20 protein-coding genes and 3 pseudogenes are annotated in these 22,651 nt (G+C 70.5%); 14 read left to right on the top strand and 9 right to left on the bottom strand.

Annotation, left to right across the window (positions count from 1 at the left end):
- The 7 genes from ACFVYK_RS31320 to ACFVYK_RS31290 are packed head-to-tail and all read left to right on the top strand — an operon-like array spanning position 1 to position 7,713.
- The gene (locus tag ACFVYK_RS31320; RefSeq protein ID WP_389779834.1) at positions 1 to 1,026 is read left to right on the top strand and encodes an NAD-dependent epimerase/dehydratase family protein; all 1,026 of its coding nucleotides are present in this window, start codon (positions 1 to 3) and stop codon (positions 1,024 to 1,026) included.
- Positions 1,023 to 2,297 carry a DUF4910 domain-containing protein gene (locus ACFVYK_RS31315; RefSeq protein WP_389779833.1) on the top strand — a complete coding sequence of 425 codons (1,275 nt, stop codon included), beginning with the start codon at positions 1,023 to 1,025 and terminating at the stop codon, positions 2,295 to 2,297. Before ACFVYK_RS31320 ends, ACFVYK_RS31315 begins: the two co-directional genes overlap by 4 nt.
- A 5-nt stretch (positions 2,298 to 2,302) precedes the next feature.
- Positions 2,303 to 3,607: a hypothetical protein gene (locus tag ACFVYK_RS31310; RefSeq protein WP_389779831.1), complete on the top strand. Its 1,305-nt coding sequence runs from the start codon at positions 2,303 to 2,305 to the stop codon at positions 3,605 to 3,607.
- Positions 3,604 to 4,551: a glycosyltransferase family 2 protein gene (locus ACFVYK_RS31305; protein ID WP_389779829.1), complete on the top strand. Its 948-nt coding sequence runs from the start codon at positions 3,604 to 3,606 to the stop codon at positions 4,549 to 4,551. Before ACFVYK_RS31310 ends, ACFVYK_RS31305 begins: the two co-directional genes overlap by 4 nt.
- On the top strand, positions 4,548 to 5,822 hold the full coding sequence (locus ACFVYK_RS31300; RefSeq protein ID WP_389779827.1) for a polysaccharide pyruvyl transferase family protein: 1,275 nt from the start codon (positions 4,548 to 4,550) through the stop codon (positions 5,820 to 5,822). Before ACFVYK_RS31305 ends, ACFVYK_RS31300 begins: the two co-directional genes overlap by 4 nt.
- A complete protein-coding gene (gene rfbC / locus ACFVYK_RS31295) occupies positions 5,819 to 6,370 on the top strand; it encodes a dTDP-4-dehydrorhamnose 3,5-epimerase (RefSeq protein WP_389779825.1) in 552 nt (183 codons plus the stop codon). Before ACFVYK_RS31300 ends, rfbC begins: the two co-directional genes overlap by 4 nt.
- 8 nt (positions 6,371 to 6,378) lie before the next feature.
- Positions 6,379 to 7,713 (top strand): glutamate-1-semialdehyde 2,1-aminomutase, encoded by a 1,335-nt coding sequence (locus ACFVYK_RS31290; RefSeq protein WP_389779823.1) that lies wholly within the window; start codon positions 6,379 to 6,381, stop codon positions 7,711 to 7,713.
- Positions 7,714 to 7,796: 83 nt separating this feature from the next.
- Here the strand turns inward: ACFVYK_RS31290 and ACFVYK_RS31285 are convergent, their stop codons facing one another.
- The 3 genes from ACFVYK_RS31285 to ACFVYK_RS31275 all read right to left on the bottom strand — a co-directional run bounded on the left by ACFVYK_RS31285 (position 7,797) and on the right by ACFVYK_RS31275 (position 10,359).
- Positions 7,797 to 8,507, bottom strand: coding sequence for a phosphatase PAP2 family protein (locus tag ACFVYK_RS31285; protein WP_389779821.1), 711 nt, complete (start codon positions 8,505 to 8,507; stop codon positions 7,797 to 7,799).
- Between the two features lie 410 nt (positions 8,508 to 8,917).
- The gene (locus ACFVYK_RS31280) at positions 8,918 to 9,709 is read right to left on the bottom strand and encodes a hypothetical protein (protein ID WP_389779819.1); all 792 of its coding nucleotides are present in this window, start codon (positions 9,707 to 9,709) and stop codon (positions 8,918 to 8,920) included.
- Complete coding sequence (locus tag ACFVYK_RS31275) at positions 9,706 to 10,359, bottom strand: ATP-binding cassette domain-containing protein (RefSeq protein ID WP_389779817.1); 654 nt, start codon at positions 10,357 to 10,359, stop codon at positions 9,706 to 9,708. Before ACFVYK_RS31275 ends, ACFVYK_RS31280 begins: the two co-directional genes overlap by 4 nt.
- Positions 10,360 to 10,671: 312 nt before the next feature.
- Here ACFVYK_RS31275 and ACFVYK_RS31270 point away from each other — a divergent pair, with 312 nt between their 5' ends.
- Positions 10,672 to 11,901, top strand: a complete 1,230-nt coding sequence (locus tag ACFVYK_RS31270; protein ID WP_389779816.1) for a flavin-containing monooxygenase — start codon at positions 10,672 to 10,674, stop codon at positions 11,899 to 11,901.
- Between the two features lie 118 nt (positions 11,902 to 12,019).
- Here the strand turns inward: ACFVYK_RS31270 and ACFVYK_RS31265 are convergent, their stop codons facing one another.
- The 4 genes from ACFVYK_RS31265 to ACFVYK_RS31250 form a co-directional block, all read right to left on the bottom strand.
- Complete coding sequence (locus ACFVYK_RS31265) at positions 12,020 to 12,601, bottom strand: Gfo/Idh/MocA family oxidoreductase (protein WP_389779815.1); 582 nt, start codon at positions 12,599 to 12,601, stop codon at positions 12,020 to 12,022.
- A gap of 30 nt (positions 12,602 to 12,631) precedes the next feature.
- Entirely contained in the window at positions 12,632 to 13,195 is a 564-nt protein-coding gene (locus ACFVYK_RS31260) for an NADPH-dependent F420 reductase (RefSeq protein ID WP_389779813.1), read from the bottom strand.
- Positions 13,196 to 13,411: 216 nt separating this feature from the next.
- A complete protein-coding gene (locus tag ACFVYK_RS31255; protein WP_389779811.1) occupies positions 13,412 to 14,149 on the bottom strand; it encodes an NADPH-dependent F420 reductase in 738 nt (245 codons plus the stop codon).
- Positions 14,150 to 14,249: 100 nt separating this feature from the next.
- Entirely contained in the window at positions 14,250 to 14,843 is a 594-nt protein-coding gene (locus ACFVYK_RS31250) for a TetR/AcrR family transcriptional regulator (RefSeq protein ID WP_389779809.1), read from the bottom strand.
- 322 nt (positions 14,844 to 15,165) lie between these two features.
- Here ACFVYK_RS31250 and ACFVYK_RS31245 point away from each other — a divergent pair.
- Positions 15,166 to 17,520 (top strand): annotated as a pseudogene (locus tag ACFVYK_RS31245) (RHS repeat-associated core domain-containing protein); the annotation flags it as partial.
- A gap of 32 nt (positions 17,521 to 17,552) precedes the next feature.
- On the top strand, positions 17,553 to 17,990 hold the full coding sequence (locus tag ACFVYK_RS31240) for a hypothetical protein (RefSeq protein WP_389779807.1): 438 nt from the start codon (positions 17,553 to 17,555) through the stop codon (positions 17,988 to 17,990).
- 308 nt (positions 17,991 to 18,298) lie between these two features.
- On the opposite strand, the gene ACFVYK_RS31235 is transcribed toward ACFVYK_RS31240, so the two are convergent.
- Positions 18,299 to 18,922 (bottom strand): tetratricopeptide repeat protein, encoded by a 624-nt coding sequence (locus ACFVYK_RS31235; RefSeq protein WP_389779805.1) that lies wholly within the window; start codon positions 18,920 to 18,922, stop codon positions 18,299 to 18,301.
- 562 nt (positions 18,923 to 19,484) lie between these two features.
- Here ACFVYK_RS31235 and ACFVYK_RS31230 point away from each other — a divergent pair.
- The 4 genes and pseudogenes from ACFVYK_RS31230 to ACFVYK_RS31215 all read left to right on the top strand — a co-directional run.
- A pseudogene (locus tag ACFVYK_RS31230) lies at positions 19,485 to 19,670 on the top strand (hypothetical protein); the annotation flags it as partial.
- 149 nt (positions 19,671 to 19,819) lie between these two features.
- On the top strand, positions 19,820 to 20,023 hold the full coding sequence (locus ACFVYK_RS31225) for a cold-shock protein (RefSeq protein ID WP_054230424.1): 204 nt from the start codon (positions 19,820 to 19,822) through the stop codon (positions 20,021 to 20,023).
- A gap of 456 nt (positions 20,024 to 20,479) precedes the next feature.
- Entirely contained in the window at positions 20,480 to 21,208 is a 729-nt protein-coding gene (locus ACFVYK_RS31220; protein ID WP_389779804.1) for a hypothetical protein, read from the top strand.
- Positions 21,209 to 21,756: 548 nt separating this feature from the next.
- A pseudogene (locus ACFVYK_RS31215) lies at positions 21,757 to 21,912 on the top strand (IS5/IS1182 family transposase); the annotation flags it as partial.
- Positions 21,913 to 21,934: 22 nt separating this feature from the next.
- Here the strand turns inward: ACFVYK_RS31215 and ACFVYK_RS31210 are convergent.
- On the bottom strand, positions 21,935 to 22,417 hold the full coding sequence (locus ACFVYK_RS31210; RefSeq protein ID WP_389779802.1) for an SRPBCC family protein: 483 nt from the start codon (positions 22,415 to 22,417) through the stop codon (positions 21,935 to 21,937).
- Positions 22,418 to 22,651: the final 234 nt, after the last annotated feature.

Below are 22,651 nucleotides of genomic sequence, written 5' to 3'. Positions count from 1 at the left end.
TTGCGCGTACTGCTGACCGGACACCAGGGCTACCTGGGCACCGTGATGGCCCCCGTGCTCACGGCCGCCGGACACGAGGTCGTCGGTCTGGACGCCGGCCTGTTCGCCGACTGCGTCCTGGGCCCGGCCCCCGCGGACCCGCCCGGGACACGGGTGGACCTGCGCGACGTCACGGCCGAGCACGTGGCCGGGGTGGACGCCGTCGTCCACCTGGCCGCACTGTCCAACGACCCGCTGGGATCGCTGGCGCCGGACCTCACCTACGACATCAACCACCACGCGTCCGTGCGGCTGGCCCGGCTGGCCCGCGACGCCGGGGTGCGGCGCTTCCTGTACGCGTCGACCTGCTCGGTCTACGGCGCCGCCGGCGGCGACGAGCTGGTGGCCGAGGACGCCCCGCTGCGCCCGGTGACGCCCTACGCGGAGTCCAAGGTGCGGGTGGAGGACGACCTGCACGCCCTCGCCGACGGCGACTTCAGCCCGGTGTACCTGCGCAACGCCACCGCCTTCGGCTACTCGCCCCGGCTGCGCGCCGACATCGTGCTGAACAACCTCGTGGGCCACGCGCTGCTGTCCGGCGAGGTCCTGGTGCTCTCCGACGGCACGCCCTGGCGTCCGCTGGTGCACGCCGCCGACATCGCCCGGGCCTTCGCGGCCGCGCTGAGCGCGCCGCGCGAGGCGGTGCACGACCGGGCGTTCAACATCGGCAGCGAGATCAACAACGTCACGGTCGCCGAGATCGCCGGGCAGGTAGCCGAGGCGGTGCCGGGCTCGCGGGTGGTGATCACCGGCGAGAGCGGCGCCGATCCGCGGTCGTACCGGGTGGACTTCTCCCGGTTCCGCGCCGCGGTGCCCGGCTTCGACTGCGAGTGGACGGTGAAGCGGGGTGCGCTCGAACTCGCCGACGCCTACCGCGCACACGGGCTGACCCGGGAGGACTTCGAGCGGCGCTTCACCCGGCTGGCCGTGCTGCGCGCGGCGTCCGAAACCGGCGCCGTCGACGACACCCTGCGGCGGCGCCGATGACCGAGGTCGGCGTGGAGATGCACGCCCTGGTGGAACGGCTGTACCCGCTGTGCCGGAGCATCACCGGCGACGGGGTGCGCGCCACCCTGGACATCGTCGGCGAGTACGTCCCGCTGCAGATGCACGAGGTGCCGACCGGGACGCAGGTGCTCGACTGGACGGTTCCGCAGGAGTGGAACATCCGGGACGCGTACGTGGCCGACGCCGCCGGCCACCGGGTCGTCGACTTCGCCGCGTCCAGCCTGCACGTGCTCGGCTACAGCGTTCCGGTGGCGGCGACCATGCCGCTGGCCGAGCTGCGCCCGCATCTGCACACCCTGCCGGAGCACCCGTCCTGGGTGCCGTACCGCACCAGCTACTACCAGCCGCAATGGGGCTTCTGCCTGGCCCAGGAGACGCTGGACGCGCTGGCGGACGGCGAGTACGAGGTGCGCGTCGACTCCACGCTCGCCGACGGCCACCTCACCTACGCCGAGCACGTGGTCCCCGGGCAGGTCGCCGACGAGGTGATCGTCTCCTGTCACGTGTGCCACCCGTCGCTCGCCAACGACAACCTGGCCGGCATCGCGGTGGCGACGTTCCTGGCCCGGGCGCTGGCGGAACAGGAGCCGTACTACACCTACCGGTTCCTGTTCGCGCCGGGCACCATCGGGGCGATCACCTGGCTGGCCCGCAACGCGGAGCGGGTGGAACGGGTCAAGCACGGGCTGGTGCTGGCCTGCGCCGGCGACCGGGGCCGGCTGACGTACAAGCAGAGCAGGCGCGGCGACGCGGAGATCGACCGGGTGATGCGGCATGTGCTGGCCGCCTCCGAACGCCCGCACCGCATCACCGAGTTCACTCCGTACGGCTACGACGAGCGGCAGTTCTGCTCGCCCGGCTTCGATCTGGGCGTGGGCTCGCTCAGCCGCACCCCCTACGCCGGATACCCCGAGTACCACACGTCGGCGGACAACCCGGACTTCGTCTCCCCGGAGGCGATGGCGGACACGCTCGCCGTCTGCCGCGAGGCGTTCGGCGTGCTGGACCGCAACCGGCGGTACGTCAACCTCAGCCCCTACGGCGAACCCCAGCTGGGCCGGCGCGGGCTGTACGACTCGCTCGGCGGCCGCAGCGACGCGAAAGAGGCCCAGATGGCCATGCTGTGGGTGCTCAGCCTCTCCGACGGCGAGCACAGTCTGCTGGACGTCGCCCAGCGGTCCGGGCTGCCGTTCGAGACGGTCGCCGCCGCGGCCGGCGCCCTGCACGACGCCGACCTGCTCAAGGCGTGACGCCGATGACCACCGAGGGGGAGCGCGCGACGGCGGCGGTCCCGGCCGGGCCGGCGCGGACCGCCAGGCGGGCCATGGTCGGCCGGCTGTCGTGGGGGCTGGCCGACCAGGCGGCCTCCAGCATGTCCAACTTCGCGGTGGGCATCTACGTGGCCCGCTCGCTGGGGGTGACCGCGTTCGGCGTGTTCAGCCTGGCCTGGGTGACCTACGGCGTCGTGCTCAACGTCTCCCGCGGGCTTGCCACCGACCCGCTCGTGGTGCGCTTCAGCGGCCCGCCGGACGTGTCCTGGCGCGGGGCGGTGGCCCGGTCGTCGGGCACCGCGCTCGGCGTCGGCACCGCCGTCGGCGCGGTGTGCCTGGCGGCCGGCCTCGCGCTCGGCGGCCGGGTGGGGCCCGCGTTCGCCTGCCTCGGCGTCATGCTGCCGGGGCTGCTGCTGCAGGACGCATGGCGGTTCTCCTTCTTCGCCGCGGGCGCCGGCCGGAAGGCGTTCGTCAACGACCTCGTGTGGGGCGTCGCGCTCGTCCCCGCCATGGTCGTGGCCGCCCACGTGGGCACCGTCGCCGCCTTCGTGTCCGCCTGGGGCGCGTCCGCCGCGGTGGCCGCCGCGTACGGCTGCCTCCAGTCCGGCATCCGGCCCCGGCCGGGCGGGGCGCGCGGCTGGCTGCGCGAGCAGCGCGACCTCGGCTACCGGTATCTGGTCGAGAACGTCAGCCTCAGCGGCGCGAGCCAGCTGCGGGCCTACGGGCTCGGCGCGCTCGTCGGGGTCGGCGCGGTGGGCGCGGTGCGGGGCGCCGAGCTGCTCCTCGGCCCGTTCCTCGCGGTGCTGATGGGGCTGTCCCTGGTCACCGTCCCGGAGGCGTCACGGGTGCTCCGGCAGGCCCCGCACCGCCTCGGCGCGTTCTGCCTCCTCCTCGGCGGCGGGCAGGCCGCCGGCGCGCTGCTGTGGGGCGGGGCGCTGCTGCTGATGCCCGACCGGCTCGGCGAGCTCGCGCTCGGCGCGGTCTGGCACTCCGCCGCGGAGCTCGTCGTGCCGATCACCCTCGGCGTCGCGGGCGCGGGCCTCGGCACCGGCGCGGCGGCCGGGCTGCGCGCGCTCGGCGCGGCCCGGCGCAGCCTGCGCTGCCAGCTGTTCGCCTCCGCCTGCTACGTGGGCGGCGGGCTCGGCGGGGCGGCGGCCGCCGGCACGGTCGGCTCGGCCTGGGGCGTCGCCGCCGCGACCGTCAGCGGCTCGGCCGTGTGGTGGCTGCAGCTGCGGTCCGCCCTGCGCGAGCACCACCACGACACCATCCGCGAAGTGAGGACGCCATGACCGCCCATCCCCGGTTGAGCATCGGCCTGCCCGTGTACAACGGCGAGGAGTACCTGGCCGAGTCGCTCGACGCCCTGCTCGGCCAGACCTACGAGGACTTCGAGCTGGTCGTCTCGGACAACGCCTCGACCGACGGGACCCAGGACCTGTGCCGCCGGTACGCCGCGAAGGACTCACGCGTCCGGTACCTGCGGCTGCCCCGGAACGTCGGCGCCACGCCGAACCACAACCACGTCCTCGCCGAGGCCCGCGGCGAGCTGTTCAAGTGGGCCTCGCACGACGACCTGTACGCCCGGGACCTGCTGCGGCGCTGTGTGGAGGCCCTGGACGAACGGCCGGACGTGATCCTGGCGCACTCCGGGCAGGCGGTCGTCGACGGCGACGGCAAGGTGAAGGTGCCCTACGAGTACGGGCTCGCCACCGACTCCCCGCACGCGCCGGAGCGCTTCCGCAGCCTGCTGTTCGAGCCGGGCGGCGACGACTTCTACGGGGTGATGCGGACCGACGTGCTGCGCCGGGTGAAGCCGATGGACAGCTACCACCACGCGGACCGCACCTACGTCGCCGAGATCACCCTGCACGGGCGCTTCCACCAGGTGCCGGAGCTGCTGTACTTCCGCCGCGACCACCCCAACCGCGCCGAGCGGGCGAACCCGTCCAAGCGCTCCCGGTGCGTCAACCTGGACCCGCGCCGGGCGGGTCCGCTGCACCCGACGCCCCGGCTGCTCGCCGAGTACGTGTGGGGCTTCGTCGCGGCGATCCGGCGGGCGCCGCTGTCCCCGGCCGACCGGCGGGCGTGCTACCGCCACGTGGCCGCCTGGATGACCAGCCGGGTCCGGCCGGGCGCCGGCGAACGGGTCGAGGACCGCGCCCCCGTCGACCCGGACCGGCTCACCGTCTCCGTCGACGCCCTGGTCGCCGGCCGTGAGGGGAGGCGGACATGAGGCCGACGCGCGCAACTCCCGTGCGTGTCGGGCTGTTCGGCCTGCTCGGCTCCGGCAACCTCGGCAACGACGGGTCGCTGGAGGCCGTGCTCGGATACCTGCGGACCGAGCACCCGGACGCGGTCGTCGACGCGCTGTGCGGCGGACCGCAGGTCGTCACGGCCCGCTACGGGATCCCCGCGACGCGGCTGCACTGGTACCGCGGGGAGTACCGCACCGCCTCACGTGCCGGCGCGGTCGCCGGCAAGGGGCTGGGCAAACTCGTCGACGCCGTGCGCACCGCCGCCTGGGTGCGCCGGCACGACGTGGTGATCGTGCCGGGCATGGGCGTCCTGGAGGCCACGCTGCCGCTGCGGCCGTGGGGCTTCCCGTACGCGCTGTTCCTGCTCTGCGCGAGCGGCCGGCTGTTCCGCGTCAGGGTCGCGCTGGTCGGCGTCGGCGCCGCCGCGATCGGCAACCGGGCGACCCGGGCCCTGGTGCGCCGGTCGGCGCGACTGGCCGCCTACCGGTCCTACCGGGACGCCCCGTCCCGCGACGCGATGCGGGCGATGGGCGTGGACACCGCGCGCGACGAGGTCCATCCCGACCTCGCGTTCGCCCTGCCGGCACCGCCGGCCGGCGTGCCCTCGGACGGCGACCCGAGCCCGCGGGGCCGCGTCTGCGTCGGCGTCATGGCCTTCCACGGCGGTGACGACGACCGCGCCCGCGCCGAGGAGATCCACCGGCGCTACCTCGACGGCACGATCGGTTTCGTCCGCGCGCTGGTCGAGGACGGCAGGCCGGTCCGGCTCCTCACCGGCGACGCGTGCGACGCGCCGGTGGTCGCGGCGATCCTCGACGCGGTGGACTCGCCGCTGGTCACCGCCGCCGAGACGGCCTCGCTGGCCGACCTGATGAAAGAGACCGCGGCTGCCGACACGGTGGTGGCGACCCGGTACCACAACCTGATCTGCGCGCTGAAGGCCGGCACCCCGACGCTCGCCCTCACCTATGCGGCGAAGAGCGAGGCGCTCATGGCCGACATGGGGCTGGGCGCGTACTGCCACCCGGCTCGCGAGGTCGACGCCGACCGGCTGCTGGAACAGTTCCGGACGCTGGAGAAGAGTTCGGCGGACCTGCGGCGCACCCTCGCCGAGCGGAACCTGGCCGCCACCCGGCGCCTGGAGCAGCAGTTCACCGCCCTGACGGCGGCCCTGTTCCCGGCGACCGCCAACGCGTTGGCCCCCACCCACACCCCCGGTGACGCCGACCCCTTGCGGGAGACCCCATGAAAGCGACCGAAGTCCCGGCGATCGCCGGCGCGTACCTGTTCGAGCCGACGCCGTACGCCGACGAACGCGGCTTCTTCTGCCGCACCTTCGACGCCGACGTGGTCCGCTCGGCGGGCCTCGACCCGGACGCCTTCGTCCAGGACAGCCTGTCCCGCTCGGTCCGGGGCGTGCTGCGCGGCCTGCACCTGCGCTCCGGCGCCGGCGAGGCCAAGCTGGTGCGGTGCTCCTACGGGAGGATCTTCGACGTCGTCGTGGACCTGCGCCCGGACTCGCCGACCTACCGCGACGTGGCCACCTTCGAGCTGTCCGGCGAGACCCAGACGACCCTGTACATCCCGGCGGGGTGCGCGCACGGCTTCCAGGCGCTGACCGGGACCGCCGACACCTCGTACCGGATCGACCGCCCGCACGACCCGGCCGAGGACGTGACGATCGCCCACGACGACCCGGAGCTCGCCATCCCCTGGCCGCTGCCGGTCACATCGATGTCCCAGCGGGACCGGGAGGCGCCCAGCCTCGCCGAGGTCCTGAAGCACCAAGAAAGTTGAGGTCGGCGTTGGACACGGAAGGCATCGCGGAGTTCCACCTGCCCCGGTCGCGACGGGCGAACGAGCGGCTGCACGCCCTGATCCCCGGGGGCGCGCACACCTACGCCAAGGGCGACGACCAGTACCCCGAGGACCTGGCCCCGGTCATCAGCCACGGCCGCGGCGCGCACGTGTGGGACGTCGACGGCAACCGCTACGTCGAGTACGGCTCCGGCCTGCGGTCGGTCAGCCTCGGGCACGCCCATCCCCGCGTGAACGAGGCGGTGCGACGGGAGCTCGACCGCGGGGCCAATTTCGTCCGGCCGTCCATCGTGGAGGTCGACGCGGCGGAACGCTTCCTGGCCACCGTGCCCACCGCCGAGATGGTGAAGTTCGCCAAGAACGGCTCCGACGCCACCACCGCCGCGGTGCGCCTGGCCCGCGCCGTCACCGGCCGCCCGCGGGTGGCCCTCTGCGCCGACCACCCGTTCTTCTCCACCGACGACTGGTTCATCGCCACCACACCGATGTCCGCCGGCATTCCGGCGCCGACCGACGAGCTCACCGTCGCCTTCCCCTACGGTGACCTGGCCGCCACGGAGGAACTGCTCGCCCGGCACCAGGACGAGGTCGCCTGTCTGATCCTCGAACCGGCCACCCACACCGAGCCGCCGCCCGGGTACCTCGCCGGGCTGCGCGAGCTCGCCGACCGGCACGGCTGCGTGCTGATCTTCGACGAGATGATCACCGGGCTGCGCTGGTCCGAGGCCGGCGCCCAGGGCCTGTACGGCGTCGTCCCCGACCTCTCCACGTTCGGCAAGGCGCTGGGCAACGGATTCGCCGTCTCGGCGCTGGCCGGTCGCCGCGATCTGATGGAGCGGGGCGGGCTGCGTCACCCCGACGAGCGGGTGTTCCTGCTGTCCACCACGCACGGCGCGGAGACGCACTCCCTGGCCGCCATGACGGCCGTGCTCGCCACCTACGTCGAAGAGGGCGTCACCGCGCGGCTGCACGCGCTCGGCGAACGGCTGGCGGCCGGTGTCCGCGACGCCGCGGCCGCCATGGGCGTCGGCGACCACGTCGTCGTGCGGGGCCGGGCCAGCAACCTGGTCTTCGCCACTCTCGACGAAGGCCTGCGGCCGTCGCAGGAGTACCGCACGCTGTTCCTGCGCCGGCTCCTGGCGGGCGGGGTGCTGGCCCCCTCGTTCGTGGTGAGCAGCGCGCTCGACGACGCGGACATCGAGCACACCGTCGACGTCGTGGCGCAGGCCTGTGCGGTGTACCGCAAAGCGCTGGACGCCGGCGACCCCACCCCCTGGCTGGGCGGCCGACCGGTGAAGCCCGTGTTCCGCCGCTTCGCTTGAGGCGAGGCGGGGCGAGGGGCGATGGGGGGCGATGGGGGGCGATCGAGGTGAGGCGACGCGAGATGACGTGACGTGACGCGGCGTCAGCGAGCCTCCGACCGACCGGCATCGGCCGTCCGGCCGGCCTTCCGGCTGGCCTTCCGGCTGGCCTTCTGGTCCGCCGCCCGGTCGACCAGCCACGCGGTCGCCGGCACCACCGCCAGCGCGGTGCACCAGCCGCCGAGGACGTCCGTCGGATAGTGCGCGCCCAGGGCGACCTGCGCCCACCCCATGGCGGCGCCGGCTGCCAGCGCGGCGCCGAGCACGAGTGACATGCCGGCCCCCCTGCCGAGGCCGAGCCGGCCGGTCGCGAACAGCGCCGCCGCCAGGGCGAGCGCGGTGGCGAAGGCGGTGTGCCCGCTCGGGTAGGACAGATTCCCGTCGCCGTGGATGGTGCGTCCCACCAAGTGCTTGAGCAGCGTCGCCGATCCCACGCCCGCGCCGGCGCCGGCCACGGTGAGCACGGCCGCACGAGGCCGCCGAAGCAGCAGGCAGCCCGTCACGGCGGCCCCGACCAGCAACACCGACCCCAGGGGCTCCCCCAGGAAGTCCAGGGCCAGGGCGACGTCCCGCCACGGCCCCCGCACGCTGTCCGCCGTCGGATCGACGACCCGCGTGTCCACCGGGCCGGGCTCACCGCGGCCGGCGTACAGCGCCCCGAGCACGACGACCACCAGCCCGGCGAGAACGGCGACGGGCCCGAGCGACGCACGCACCGCCGGGGGCAGCACCGCGCACCCCGTCCGCCCGGACACCGGCCCACCGCCTCCGGACGACACGGCCGTCGACTTCCCCTGTCGCCCACTCCCCACCTACTGCCCCCCCCCCCCGTCGCGTCGGACCGGCTCACGCGGGAGCCACGGCCACCCTAGCCAACGAGGTTCTCCCGGCGGCCGCCCTCGGACAGGAACGGACGACCGCGAACACTTCTCGACCGCGTGAGAGGACGGCGCGGAACGTCTGACCAGAGGCCGGCCTGGTTGACCGACTCCATGCGTCACCACCTCGCCGAACTCGCCCGGGAACGTTCCCGGTCGGCCGGCTCCGAGTCCGCGCTCCCCACGACGCCCGGCGCCCGCGCCGCCCTCTGCGAGCCCGTGCCACAGCCGCGTCCTCCCCGACGAGCAGCCCGCCCTGACATGCGGTCGTCTCAGCACCCCAGCGATCACCCTGCCCGTACCCCCGTCCTGCGGGACCCCGGGGAGCGGGAAGGGCGGTGGGTGTGGAGGACGAGCAGCGCCAGGGCGCCGGTCGCCGCGGACCAGGTGAGGGAGAGCAGGCCGTGGGACCAGGGGATGTGTGGGGTGAGGGCTGAGCTCAGCGCCAGTTGGTTCACGCCGTACAGAGGAAGGGCGGACACTCCTGTCACATCCATGAGCGTGTTGAAGACGGGGTTCTGCAGGCCGGTGTCGACCAGGCTGAGCATGACGATGAGGAAGAATCCCTCCAACTCACCCCGCACCAGAGAGCCGAGCAGAAGACCGATGCCGCCGTAGGCGAGGCCGGCACCTGCAAGGGCCACCACCAGAGGACCCGCGTGGCGTACGGGTAGGGAGATCCACAGCAGGATCGTGGTGTAGAGGGCCAGCGCGGCGGCGGTGAGGGCGACGGCGGCAAGCTTCGCCAGCAGCATCGGCAGCCGGGGGTAGCCGGCCAGCAGCAGACGGCGGTCCATCTGCCGGGACTGGAAGGTCTCGCTGAAGGTGATGAAGCCGGCGACCATGGTGACGGCGCCCAGCGCGCTGGCCACCTGGCCCACCTGGCTGGCCGGGGCGGAGACGGAGGTACTGAGGGCGTCCAGCCGGATGCGCACCACCTGGTCGGAGGTGCACAGGCGTGCAACGGCGATCCAGATGGGGATGAACGCGACCGCCAGGACCAGGGCCAGCCGGTTGCGCAGGTGGCCGAGCAGAGTGCAGCGCAGCAGTTCGGTGAACGCCGTCCAGGTGAGCCTCAACGGTCGGTCTCCTTGACGTGCAGACGGCCCTGGCGCAGATGAGCGATCGCGTCGAAGTGGTGCAGGTCGTGCAGGTCGTACAGGTCGTGCAGCAGGTGCGAAACCACGATGATCGACCGACCCTGATCACGCAGCTCGGCGGCCAGGGTCCAGAACCGCTGATGGGTGTCCCAGTCGAAGCCCTGGTAGGGCTCGTCCAGGACGAGCAACTGCGGATCGTGCATGAGAGCGATCAGCGGGTTCGGCTTCTGCCGCGTTCCGCCACTGAGCTCGCCGACCTGCTGACGACGGCGGCCGGTCGGCGCCAGCAGCTCCATCAGCTCCCCGACGCGCTCCAGCGTCGGCAGCCCGTAGGCCATCTGGAACAACCGCAGATGCTGTCCGACGGTGAACGCGTCGTTCAGTACCGCCCTCTGTGGGCAGTACCCCACCGCCCCGGTCCGTGTCACCGTTGCGCGATCGGGTGCGAGGTGTCCCACGGCGATCCGCAGCAGAGTGCTCTTGCCCGCCCCGTTCTCACCGACGACTCCCACCAGGGCCCCGGCGGGCACATCCAGGTCGACGTCGCGCAGAACCTGCCTGCCGCCGTATGCCTTGCAGACTCCGCTGGTCCGCAGCCGTGGCCGGTGGCGCGTCGTCACTGCCTGCACGTGACCCCCTTGAAAGATCGGACAGGTGTAGCGAGCCGGCCCGGAGCCCGCCGCGGAGGCCGGGCAGCGCTGGCTCATGTCCCCTGGCTTGTCCGGCCGATGGCCGCTCAGCTGCGCTCGGCCGGAGGATCCGGGCCCTGGGCGGCACCCGTGCGCGAGGCGGCGCGCTGCTGCCCGGTGTTCAACGAGGCCGTACCGCCGGTGTAACGGCGGCCACCCACTGCTCCGGCGAACAGTCGGCATCGCCACTCCAGAGGCTCGTGCCTTCCCGTCGAGCGTGACGTGAGCAGCGGTCTGCCGTTGTAGAGGCCGATGCCCCCGACACCACAGCCAGAATTCAGCGCTCCCACGATCGTGATCGGAGCCGGTCCCCACGGCCTGGCGGTCGCCGCGCTACTGCGCCGCTCCGGAGTACCGGCCGTGATCCTGGAACGGTCGGACCGAGTCGGCGCGAGCTGGGCGCAGCGGTACGACCATCTGAGGCTGCACACCACCCCTGGCACCTCGAGACTCCCCGGCCTGTCGGTGCCGCGGCAGGCGGGCCCGTGGGTGAGCCGGGACGACTACGTGCGATACCTGGAGCGATACGCCGCCCATCACCGACTCGACATCCGGGTGAGCACCCCGGTGCAGCGCATCGAGCGGTCCGAGCCCGCTTCGGGCGCCCGGTGGCTGGTCCGCACCCCCGACGGTCCGGTGCCCACGGGTGCCGTCGTGATGGCCACCGGCCGCTGTCACATCCCGAACCTTCCCCAGTGGCCCGGGCGTTCGACGTTCACCGGCACCCTGCTGCACTCGGTCCACTACCGCTCTCCGGCCCCCTACCGCGGACGGGACGTCCTGGTGGTGGGCGCCGGTAACAGCGGTACCGAGATCGCGAGTGTCCTGGCCGGGGCCGGAGCCGGGCGGGTACGGATCGCGGTGCGTACCCCTCCCAACATCCTGCCCCGCTCCAGCGCCCGCTGGCATGCGGTCGGCCGGCTGACGGAGGCCCTCCCACTGGCGTGGCGCGATCGCACCTCCCTGCTCACGCAGCGTCTCGCGGTGCCCGACCTGACCTCACGGGGACTGCCCCGGCCCTGCATCGGCCTGTACACCCGCAATGCCCGTGAAGGGGTCAACCCCGTGCTCGACCACGGCTTCGTGGACGCCGTCCGGTCCGGTCGGGTCGAGCCGGTCACGGCCGTCCAGGCGTTCGAGGGCCCCGAGGTGGTACTGGCCGACGGCACACGGCTGCGACCCGACACGGTCATCGCCGCCACCGGCTACCGTCCCGACCTGCACGACCTGGTCGGGTCCCTGGGCGTACTCGACGAGGCCGGGCATCCCCTCGCCGCAGGGGCACGGACCCATCCTGAAGCCCCGCGCCTGTACTTCGCCGGATTCACCAATCCCCTCACGGGTGTCCTTCGCCAGGCGGGCATCGAGGCGCGCGCCATCGCCCGCGCGTTCCGCCACGAGAAGGCGCGGACAACCCTCCCCGCCCCTCGGCTCGGCGACCGCACGGCCGACGCACTCGACGAAGGGCGCGCGTCGAGCTGACGGAGCTTCGGGAGCCCGGCCCGGGCACACCTCGACGCACCTGAGCATTCCAAGAAAACCGCAGGTCAGAACGCCTTGGAAGCCGGTTCGAGAATCACCACACGCTCCACATGCGACGTCATCGAAAAGATGCCGCCCTGGGCGAGTCACGGAAAAGCCCAGGTCGGAGCCGAGTTATCGACTCTCTGTCCCGGGCGCGGGCGCCCAGAGCGTCATGACCAGCCGTCCATCCCTCCTCTTCAGGCGGAAGAGGAGGGCACGAGCAGCTCACCTGCACGAGCCCGCGTGTGCGTTCGGCAGCGGCGGTCGCCAGCTCCTCGGCCTCCGCCGTGCCGTTGCCCAGCGGCCACTCGGAGAGCACCATTTTCCCTGCGGCCAGGGCGGATTGGATGATCTCCCGATGGTCCGGCACCTTCACGGTGACCACCACCAGGTCGACCCCGTCGGCCGCCGCCAGCTCTCCGGCCGTCCCGAAAAACTGCGCGACTCCGTACTTCTCCGAAGCCTGCCGTGCGGACTCGGCGCTGCTCGCCGAAAGTGCGCGCAGTTCGAAGCCGTCCAGCTGTTGCAGCGCGGGAAGGTGGGCCTGAGAAGCCCAGCCGCGCCTGGCGGAAAGACCGACGATGCCCACGCCAATGGGCGTCTGGTGGGGGGATGACAGGGTGAGACTCCTACACAGAGCGATAAACTGTTCGACCATGACGGGTCACCACGTCGGCCCCGTCCCTCCTCACAGGTAAAGTGCGCGGTTCAGGCGGACAAGGTATTCCGCGTCTGGTTGCCCGCCGGCCGCGAAGCGTTCCCGGACCACGGCGAGCCCGAGGTCGCGCCGCTTCGGTGATCGCGCCGCGTCGGCCGCCGCCAGTGCGACTGGCAGCTCCTGACGGGTGAGATCCGTGCAGTAGGCGGGGGCGCCGGGCTGCTGCCGCCACGATTGCGCGAGCGGCCCCGCATCAAAGGCGTCGAACCCGGTGTCCTCGACGAGTGCCATGGCCAGGTCACGCTCTCGCGCATTGTCGGCCGCGACGGGAAGCGCGATGCGGTCCGCGCTTCCCGCCGGCTTGTCCCTGCGCGCGAACGACTCGGCTCCGATCGAGTTCCACGCCTTGACGATGGGCCGGCCCAGCAGCTTGGCAGCCCACACGCTCTCGGCCTGGCCGGCCTCGATCGCGGCGATTCCGTTGTCCCGGTGCGGGTAGTAGTTCGACGTGTCGATGACAACCGTGTCAGCCGGCACTTTGGCGATCAATGGTGCGACCTGCGGAATGCGGGCGAAGGGAATGGAGAGGATCACGGCGTCGACGTCGTGAAACTCCTTGTCCGGAACGGAACCCCGGTATCGGTGACCGGGGTTCTTGGGGCTGCGGACCGGCCGCGGACGCGGTGGAGCGGGTGAGTAAGGGCGGCCTTGCCGTAGTGAGCACCGTTCTCGTGTTCGTCGTGTGTGTTCGCGGCGTGCCGGCGTTGCCGCTCTCGTGTCGTTGCGTGGACGAGAGCCGCGTCGGGTGACTCAGCGGTGGGCGGCGCGGTTCATCTCGACGACGTCGTCGACGGTGGGGTTGGCACCGAGGGCGGCGATGCGTTCCGGGAGGCTGTCGCGGATGGCCGCGTCCTTGACGCGGTCGGCCGCGGCCAGGGCCGCCGGCAGCTCGTCGAGGGTCAGTTCGGTGCAGTAGGCGGGGCTGTTCGGCTGCTGGCGCCAGGAGTCGGCCAGCGTGCCGGCGTCGTAGGGGTCGAAGCCGGTGTCGTCCACCAGGCTCATGGCCACCTTCCGCGCCTTGTCGGAGTCGCCGGCGACGGGGATGGCGAGGCGGCCGGGCGTTCCGGCCGGAACGCCCTTGGTCCGCTGGGTCTCTGCCAGCGCGGCGTTCCACGCCTTCACCACGGGGCGGCCGAGTAGCTCGGCGGTGTACACGCTCTCCACCTGGCCGTTGTCCACCGCCTCGATCGGCTCGCTGAGCATGCCGGGGTAGTAGTTCGAGGTGTCGATGACCACCGTCTCGTCGGGCACCGACGCGAACAGGTCCGCCAGCTGGCCCGCCACCCCGAACGGGATCGACAGGACGATGACGTCCCGGCCCTGGACGGCGTCGGCGAGGTCCGCCGCGCGGGCCCCGGACTCCAGCACCTCCGCCCGGACGGCCTCAGGGCCGCGGGCGTCGGCCACCTGGACGTCGTGACCGGCCGTGCTGAGTTTGGCGGCGAGGTTCCCGCCGATGGCACCGGCGCCTATGACAGTAATTTTCATGATTTGTCCCTTGGGGGTTGTGCTGCCCCCGTGGGCAGCGCGATGTGATGGCCGGGTGGAGGTGCCGCCTGGCGTTGCGGAGGCGGGGCAGGGGTGCGGTCTACGCCTGGGTGTCCTGCTGGCGGTAGCCGCTCGCGAGGAGCGTGCGGAGCCGGTCGAGGGATTCTTCCTCGGTGCCGGTGCCCTTGATCCAGGCAATGGAGCAGGCCGCGAGGAACAGGTCGTTGCCCCGCACCGACGCGCGCACGCGCCCCGCGAGCTGTGCGGCTCGCACGTACTGATCGGTGGCGGAGATGAGGATGTCGCAGGGAATCGTGAGCGGGCTGTCCGGCTCCTGCGCCCTGGCCGCGGCCATGAGCGGGTCAGGCAGCCCGCTGTAGGCGCTGAAGTAGTCCTCCATCGCCCGCAGCCACTGCTCCAGCGCCTCGGCGGGGTCGTCGAGCCGCTCGATGTCCGCCTGGCGGGCCACCAGCTCCTCGGAGCGCGTCTGCAACACGGCCGCCAGCAGTGCCTCCCGGGTGGGGAAGTGCCGGTACAGGGTGCCGGGCCCGACGCCCGCCTCCTTGGCCACCGCCTCGAGGGAGGTGCCGACCCCGTGCTGCAGGAAGTGACGCTGCGCTGTCTCCAGCAGGGCAGCGCGGTTGCGCTGGACGTCCGCGCGGGGCTTACGCCCCCGCTGCTCACCGGCGCTCATGCGCCCTCCTGTCTGCCGTGATCCTGCGGCCGCATCGAAACGGATGCTGCCTCCGTACTTAGTCGAGAGTAAAACGGAGGCGGCATCCGGTCAAACCGGCGGTCCGACCACGGAGCCCGGACAACGCAGGGGGCCGACATGTCTGGCCGTAGAGCGCAGGGCAAAAGCCATGCGGGCTGCCCCCGTACCAGCGTGCCGTTGTCCGGCCCCTCCCGCGCCGAGCCCGGCCCGTCTCCCGGCCCAGGACGTCAGGGGGTGAGCTGCTGGTGTCCGATGACGGAGAGGAGTTGGAGTTTGCTGTGGCTCTCCGTGCCGGGGCGGGTCGATCACCGACGCGCTGGGAGCCGTCACCACAGTCCGCTGCGACGCCATGGGCCAGCCCGTGCAGGTCATCGACCCTGCCGGCGGAACCACTCAGATTCAGCGCGACGCCCTCGGACAGGCAAGACGCGTCACCGACCCAACAGGCGGCGTCACCTGCCTCGAATGGGACCCCGACGGCAATCTGGTCCGCCGGGAGGCCCCGAACAGCACCACCGAGTCGTGGACCTACGACGGCGAGGGCAATCGCCTCACCCACACCGACCCGATCGGCGGGGTGCTCCGCTTCGAGTACACGCACTTCGACCTGGTGGCGGCCCGCACCCAGCCGAACGGAGGCCGGTACGAATTCGGGTACGACGCCGCCCTGCGGCTCACCCAGGTCACCAACCCGCAGGGCGCACGATGGACCTACGAGTACGACGCAGCCGGTCGCATGGTCTCGGAGACCGACTTCGACGGCTGCACCCTCATCTACCGCTACGACGCCGCCGGACAACTCATCTCCCGAACCAACTCGCTCGGACAGGTCATCTCCTTCGAGCGAGACCAACTCGGCCAGGTGATCCGGAAGGACGCCGCCGGCGAGATGACCACCTACGGCTACGACCGGGCCGGACGTCTGCTGCAAGCGTCCAGCCCGGACAGCGAACTCCTCTACTTGTACGACCGCCTGGGACGGGTCAAGTCCGAGCTGGTGGACGGCCGCGCCATGAGTTACGCGCACAACGCCGTGGGCCGCCGCACCCGCCGCATCACTCCCACCGGCCACGTGACCACCTACACGTACAACGCCAATGGCCGCCCCGAACGCCTGACCGCTGGAGGGTCCTCGGTCGTCTTCACCCATGATGCCGCGGGCCGTGAAACGGCTCGTGTCTTCGCGGACTTCGCCGACCCCCTCACCGTCACCTCGGCCTGGGACGAGGCCGGGCGGCTGTCCGCCAGTCACCTGACCGCCGGCGGCCGTACTCTCAACAGCCGTACCTACTCCTACCGCCCGGACGGCCACCTAAGCTCTAGCAGCGACCTCCTGTCGGGCACCCGCGTCTTCGACCTGGACGCGGTCGGGCAAGTCACCGCCGTCCGCGCTGAGGGTTGGACCGAGCGGTACGCCTACGACGCGAGCGGCAACCTCACCGAGGCGTCCTGGCCCGCTTCCCACCCTGGCAGCGAAGCCACCGGACCGCGGACTTACGCCGGCTCGGCGATCATTCGCGCCGGAGCCGTCCGCTTCGAGCACGACGCCATCGGCCGCATCACCCTGCGGCAGAAGACCCGTCTGTCCCGCAAACCCGACACCTGGCGCTACGAATGGGACGCCGAGAGCCGGCTCACCTCGGTGATCACCCCGGACGGCACCCGTTGGCGCTACCGCTACGACCCCCTAGGCCGCCGCGTCGCCAAACAGCGTCTGGCAGACGGCGAGAACGTGGCGGAGGAGATCCGGTTCGCCTGGGACGGCATGACCCTCTGCGAACAGACCGTTCACCGCCCCGACCTCCCGAACACAGTCGCCCTCACCTGGGACCATCGGTCCGGCGTTCCCCTCTCACAGACCGAGCGCATTCTCACGGCGGACACCCGTCAGGACGAGGTGGACCGGCGTTTCTTCGCCATCGCCACCGATCTCGTCGGGACCCCTACCGAGTTGATCGGCCAGGCGGGCGACATCGCCTGGCGCACCCGCGCCACCCTCTGGGGCGCCACCGCCTGGAGCAGTTCCAGCACGGCCTACACCCCGCTCCGCTTCCCCGGTCAGTACTACGACCCGGAAACCGGCCTGCACTACAACGTCTTCCGCCACTACGAACCTGAAACCGCGCGATACCTCACCCCCGACCCCCTCGGGCTCACTCCCGCGCCCAATCCCGCCACCTATGTCCACAACCCCCACACCTGGTCCGACCCCCTCGGGCTCAGCCCGTATCCGCGTGGCGAAAAAGGCAACCCGTTCGAGAACCGTGCGGATGCGGAAAAGGCCGCTTACGAGCTCGCCGGTGTGCGTTACGGCGAAGAGCCGATCGCCGAGTGGGTAGTCACCGGGGACAAGCAACTGAAGCACGTGCCGGATTATGTTTACTCACCCGACCCGGCACATTGGGGTAATTTCCGGCAATTCGAAACAGACAGCGGCTCGCGTGTCGTCGTCGAGCACACCCACGATCCGGCAGGCCCTCACTTCCATGCCGGCAAACCGAAGATTGATGACACCCGGAACCTAGTCAACTTCGGCTGGGACAACGCCAGGGTGCAGCGGCCCGACGGGAGTCTTGGCTATCCGGAGTCCATGGAGAGATATGCCAAGATAAACAAACCGGGTGGCGATCATCACCTGTTCTACAAAGGCGGCTGAATGCCGTGAGGGCCGACGAAAGGTCAGAGATCATGAACGACCGGCAGGAACCGGAGTGGCTGGACGCCCTTGGGCGCTGCAGGCTTGAGGTGACGGGGAAGGCGGCATCTGACGGCCCACCTGTGAACGCCGCCATCTATGCGGTCAGCGGATTCGAGGTGGAGCCGGTCACCGCGATCCCCGCCTCCTCCCCCCACGCCGCCGACGAACTGGACGAGGCGTGGCATCGCCATGCTGCACAAGTTTCGCTCTACGGCGAGGACGGAGAGTTCCTGATCCTCCCGCCCGTACCTGGCGGGAGCCAGGTCGGCTGGGTGCGGGTGAAAGACCCGGTCGGCAAGAACCTCCCGTCCCGTATCTGCGCGGCGACGGGTTCACCCGAGTTCCTTGCCGTTTCGGTTGACGGCCGCCACCTGTGTGCCACCTCGGTCGAAGAATCCGACTACTGGGTCGTAGTGCACGAATTCTGAGGTCCGATGGCGTGACGAGCCTCACTTCCGGTCGGTTTGAGTGATGCGTTCAGCCGGTGTGCTGGTCAGGGCCCGGTAGATCTACCGGTACGACTACAGGAATCAGGGACCGGCGGTCGGGTTCATCGACCCGGCATCGCAGAAGATGGTCGCTGCACGCCGATGGTAGAGCAGCCGGTCGCCCCGCCCCAGCCGTACTACGCGATTGGGCGTCTCCGCAGGCCTCTGAGATCGCACGGTTCTAGCGATGGACTGCGACCAAGGGGACCCTACTTCCCCCTCTGTCGAGTGGACCCGTCTCTCAGGGTTCACTGTGCCCTTCCTCGGCCCAGGTCCATGGCCCCGATGGCGAACCGTCCGGCTCCAGACCGCGCTCCCAGACCTGCCCCAACGAGAAGGCGGTCATCTCGTCCCCGAAGTCGGCAGCGCGCACCAAGAGCCGGACCGGCCTCTTCCCGGTTGCCCTCCCTCGCCTGCCGGTTCGCCAGCGCGATCAGGGCCTCGGCGTACCCCTGCGCGACCAGCCGCCAACGGATGCGCTCCCCCGCATCGCGATCGCCGGCTTCCTCACGACGGTCGGCGAGCGATGACAGCACCTCGGGGATACCGGCATCGGCTACCTGGCCTGCGAGTTCTTCGGCCTCGTCATGATCCGTCCGTACACAGAGAAGAGCCAGACGCAGCAGAGCATCACCGTGGCCCGCCTCCGCCGCCCGCCGCAGCAGGGGAAGGGCTGACTCGTCGTCCCCGGCCTTCTCGTACAACTCGGCAAGTTGCACGAGCGCCTGTCCGGAACCGGCTTCGACGGCCGTTTGCAGGACGGACACAGCACCGGCCGAGTTACCGGCTTTCTCCCGTGCTTCGGCGAGCCGGAGATAGCCGATGTGGTCGCTCGTGCTCGGCGATCCACCGGGCTCGTCGTTCGGCGCCACTCGGCTCGGTTGCGGTCTCCCTCGATCATCCGCAGGGCGGCCAGCTGAGCCAGTCCCTCGGTGTCGTTCGCCTCGACGGCCCGATTGACCAGGTGTTCGGCCTCGTCCTGGGCTCCAGCCTTGGCACGGGACCGAGCCAGCAGGATCATGGCCTCCGTGTCGCCGGCGTCCGCCGCCTGCCGGAGGTTGCGCTCCGCTCCCACCGTGTCGCCGGCACGCAGTCGGCTTTCACTCAGCCGGCGCAGACCGAACGTGCCGCCCTCGGCGGAGGCCAGCAGGGAGACCCGTTCAGCCTCGGCGAAATCGCCCGTGTGCTCGGGGATGAAGGCGAGAGTGTAGAGACCTCTGAAGTCGCCCCGGCTGGCAGCCTCGCACGCCATCCCCTCGGCGGCTTCCCGGTCCTTCGACCACAGCTGCCGCGCGCGCACCGACAAGGCCCTACCGCTGCCCTGCTCAGCGGCCCTGCGCCACAGGCGGCTGGCCCACCGGTTCCGCAGACGCGTGACCGGAGACCACCTCACTATCGATGTCCTGCGGTACCCGGACCCCTTGCTCGTCCGACGTCGACCACGGCACCCCCATCGAAGCCGCCTGCCGCATCGTCATTCTCGAAGACCAACTCGAAGAAGCCCAGCGCATCAACACCGCACACCGCCGAGCCGCCGAGCCGCCGAAGGCCCCGAACTGCCCGCAGCCTGAGGCAGAGCATGGTCATTTCCCTCTGGTGACAGGGTGTGCGGGCGTGTAGCGTTTGCGTCAGCTGTCATGGTTCGGAAGTTCCCCTTCGCCCACGTCCTCGGCGTGGGCGTTCTGCTGTGCTGTGCCGCAGGAACCAGGGCGATCACCTCCGCCTTCCGCACGTTGCGGGAGGCGTACATCGGCTGGAAGGCATGCGACATGGCTACGGGAACTGTGAAGTGGTTCAACGCGGAGAAGGGTTTCGGCTTCATTGCCCAGGACGGGGGCGGCCCGGACGTGTTCGCCCACTACTCCGCGATCAACTCCTCGGGCTTCCGTGAGCTCCAGGAGGGCCAACTGGTGACGTTCGACGTCACCCAGGGCCAGAAGGGCCCGCAGGCCGAGAACATCAACCTGGCCTGACCTGGCGGCACTGCCCGAGGGGGCGCGCTCACCGCGTCCGGTACTGCCGTCGCCCGTGAGGGCCGGGCGGTGCTGTCAGCCGGACGCGGGACCCCCAGTCTGGGTGGCGCCTGTCATGCACAGGATCCGGGGTCGCGCGGGCCATGGACTGTTGGTAACGACGGCTATTCGTGAGGGGTGAGTAGCCTCCTCCGCAGCATGCGTGAGACCGGCGTTCGTGCGCGGCCGTTCCTCTCGTAGCCTGTCGACGTGACCCGCCATACACCGCCGCGACCAGTGGACGTTGAGCAGCTATTTCCCGAGGTGGCGCCCCTCCGGAAAGAGACCGTGCGGCTCCACCCACGTATGGGTGAGCCGACGTGCCGAGACAGCTCGGTCGGAGGCCCGCTGCTGTGGCCGGCCCAGGAGGACTGGCCGTTGTGCCCCGAGCACGAGGGCTCGCCGATGGTGCCTTTCGTGCAGATCTACCGCACCAGCGTTCCTGACATCGTCCCGTTTCCCGAAGGGTGCGATCTACTCCAAGTTCTGTGGTGCCCACAGAAGCACAGCGGCCATCGCTGGATCGTTCCGCGCGTCCAATGGCGAAAGGCGAGCTCGGTCGGGAAGGTGCTGGAGACTCCTCCAACCCCGGCTGATGCGTGGGAGAACTACGTCCCGCGTCCTTGCGTGGTGCATCCAGAGCTGGTGACGGAGTACCCCTATTGGGATCTTCGTGACGACATGTGGGACGAGTTGGAGTTCCGATTCCTGGACCTGAACCAGGAGACGGGCTGGGACTACCAGAGCCACCTCTCCACCGCACCCGGGACGAAACTGGGTGGATACCCCGGCTGGTGCCAGGATCCGGAATGGCCGGGCTGCGTCGAATGCGGGAATCGAATGGAACACCTGCTGACGGTGGAGAGCACGGAAGCCGACGCCGTGTCCCGGCGTACCTGGACCCCGCTCGAAGAAGGACACACTGAGCCTTTTCAACTCGGCCTCGATCGGGTGACCGGCACGACGCCGCAGCCGTGGCACTGGCACATGAGTGTGCAGGCTGCGGCCACAGCCAACAGCAAGCCGCGTATCACTCCTGGCTGTGACTCCTGGAAAGGTTCATTGACTCCTTCTCGGGGGTCGAGCACTTTCGACGTGCGCCTAATGGCCCCGGAACAGGCCGGAGTTAGCGGCGCTATGGGGTGATTCCGCCCTTGTTCGGGTTGCCCTGCCTCCGGTAGCCTTCACCGGGTCTTTCAGGTGAACGGGGGGAATATGAGAGTCTGGTACTTCTTCTTTTCGGTGGGACTTGGGCTCATTGCGCTGCTTTGTTTCTTCGCTTGTTTCGCGCTCTTGGAGGGCTCGCGGTCCGACTCGACCTATCAGCGGAAGCCCGCGCTTGCCGCGCTGTGGGCGGTAGTCGGCGTGGCGTGCGTGGGGTTCGGCATCTACCTACTTTCGCTGTGACGCCTCGAGCTTTCGCCTCGGGGTTCGCCTCCGCTTCGACCTCTGAGCATTGTGCTGGCCGATGCTGTGCTTGTGCGCCGGCCTGATGGTCTGGCGAATAGCCCAAGGCTCTGCAGGCCACGCCGTCTACCCGGCTCTCATGGTCGTCATTTTCGGCAGCCTGCTGATCTTGAATCGGGCTAGAGCCGCATTTGCCGAAGTCGGTTGAGCAGGGCGGCCGTTGGGCGAGCCACCGCAGGATCATCAAGGGAATCCTGTACCGGCAGCGCACGGGGGGGCCGTGACGGGACAAGACGATCCATGAGCGCAGGAACGAAGTTGAGCGAGCGATCAACGCGCTGAAGAACTCCGGGGCCGTCGCGACGAGATACGACAAGCGCGCCTACGTCTTCCACGGCGGCACCGTAACCGTCGCCGCAATCCGACTCTGGCTCCGCGTCTGAACGAGCGGGCCGCCGGTGCGGTTTATCCGGCGTGCTCGGCGGCACGCGCTGCGGACATCCCTCGGATGACTTCCAGAGTGTTCTGCACGACGTGCAGGGTGCTGACACGCATGCGCTCGGCGGCCTCGCTGTCGTGGTCTGCCCCGGCTGCCTGGCCATGGAACAGGACCTCGTTGGCGAAGGTCAGGGTCAGGCCGCCGGACTCATCCTCACCAATCTCGTTGTGAATCACCCACGTAGCGCGGTCGTCCCGGCGGTGGAAACTGACACGCTGACCTTCCTGGAAGGAGACATCCTCGCGGATCCGTTCACCGCGTACCACTACCTCGCGCACCAAGCCGTCCTGCCTGTGCTCCAGTACGGTGCACTCTGACATTCCGACAACGAACGGGACAGCGTTCTCCGCTTTGCTGCGAAGACCAGCCCACACCTCGTCACGGTCAAGCACGTACTGACCAGCCTGAGACTGATCGTTGACGGGCTGAGTGACCTCGACGTGAATCACGACGGCTCCCATGACGTGGTAGATCGAACAGCGACTATCGCGTCAACTGCCGTGGAAGAAGGTCCATTCCACCCGACCAACTGCAGAACGCGCCCGGTTCCGGACTGTAAAAGGTTCGGCCCTGTCTCGCATCCGGTGGTGACGGAGCGTGCTGTTATCCGAGGAGGATGCGGTGGCGGAGCAGGGTGAAGCCTGCTCGTCCGTGCATCTGGCGTGCGATCCGTTTGGTCTTGG

The sequence above is a fragment of the Streptomyces sp. NPDC058291 genome, from assembly GCF_042880855.1.
GTDB lineage: Bacteria > Actinomycetota > Actinomycetes > Streptomycetales > Streptomycetaceae > Streptomyces.
The sequence above is the reverse complement of the archived record's forward strand: the minus strand, read 5'-3'. Positions and strand labels throughout refer to the sequence as shown.

Excerpts from the sequence above, each read along its gene's own strand:
- ACFVYK_RS31255 (WP_389779811.1), bottom strand. The coding sequence starts at position 14,149 with ATGAAAATTACTGTCATAGGCGCCGGTGCCATCGGCGGGAACCTCGCC.
- ACFVYK_RS31250 (WP_389779809.1), bottom strand. The coding sequence starts at position 14,843 with ATGAGCGCCGGTGAGCAGCGGGGGCGTAAGCCCCGCGCGGACGTCCAG.
- ACFVYK_RS31225 (WP_054230424.1), top strand. The coding sequence starts at position 19,820 with ATGGCTACGGGAACTGTGAAGTGGTTCAACGCGGAGAAGGGTTTCGGC.
- rfbC (WP_389779825.1), top strand. The coding sequence starts at position 5,819 with ATGAAAGCGACCGAAGTCCCGGCGATCGCCGGCGCGTACCTGTTCGAG.
- ACFVYK_RS31265 (WP_389779815.1), bottom strand. The coding sequence starts at position 12,601 with ATGGTCGAACAGTTTATCGCTCTGTGTAGGAGTCTCACCCTGTCATCC.
- ACFVYK_RS31305 (WP_389779829.1), top strand. The coding sequence starts at position 3,604 with ATGACCGCCCATCCCCGGTTGAGCATCGGCCTGCCCGTGTACAACGGC.
- ACFVYK_RS31310 (WP_389779831.1), top strand. The coding sequence starts at position 2,303 with ATGACCACCGAGGGGGAGCGCGCGACGGCGGCGGTCCCGGCCGGGCCG.
- ACFVYK_RS31270 (WP_389779816.1), top strand. The coding sequence starts at position 10,672 with ATGCCCCCGACACCACAGCCAGAATTCAGCGCTCCCACGATCGTGATC.
- ACFVYK_RS31300 (WP_389779827.1), top strand. The coding sequence starts at position 4,548 with ATGAGGCCGACGCGCGCAACTCCCGTGCGTGTCGGGCTGTTCGGCCTG.
- ACFVYK_RS31315 (WP_389779833.1), top strand. The coding sequence starts at position 1,023 with ATGACCGAGGTCGGCGTGGAGATGCACGCCCTGGTGGAACGGCTGTAC.
- ACFVYK_RS31240 (WP_389779807.1), top strand. The coding sequence starts at position 17,553 with ATGAACGACCGGCAGGAACCGGAGTGGCTGGACGCCCTTGGGCGCTGC.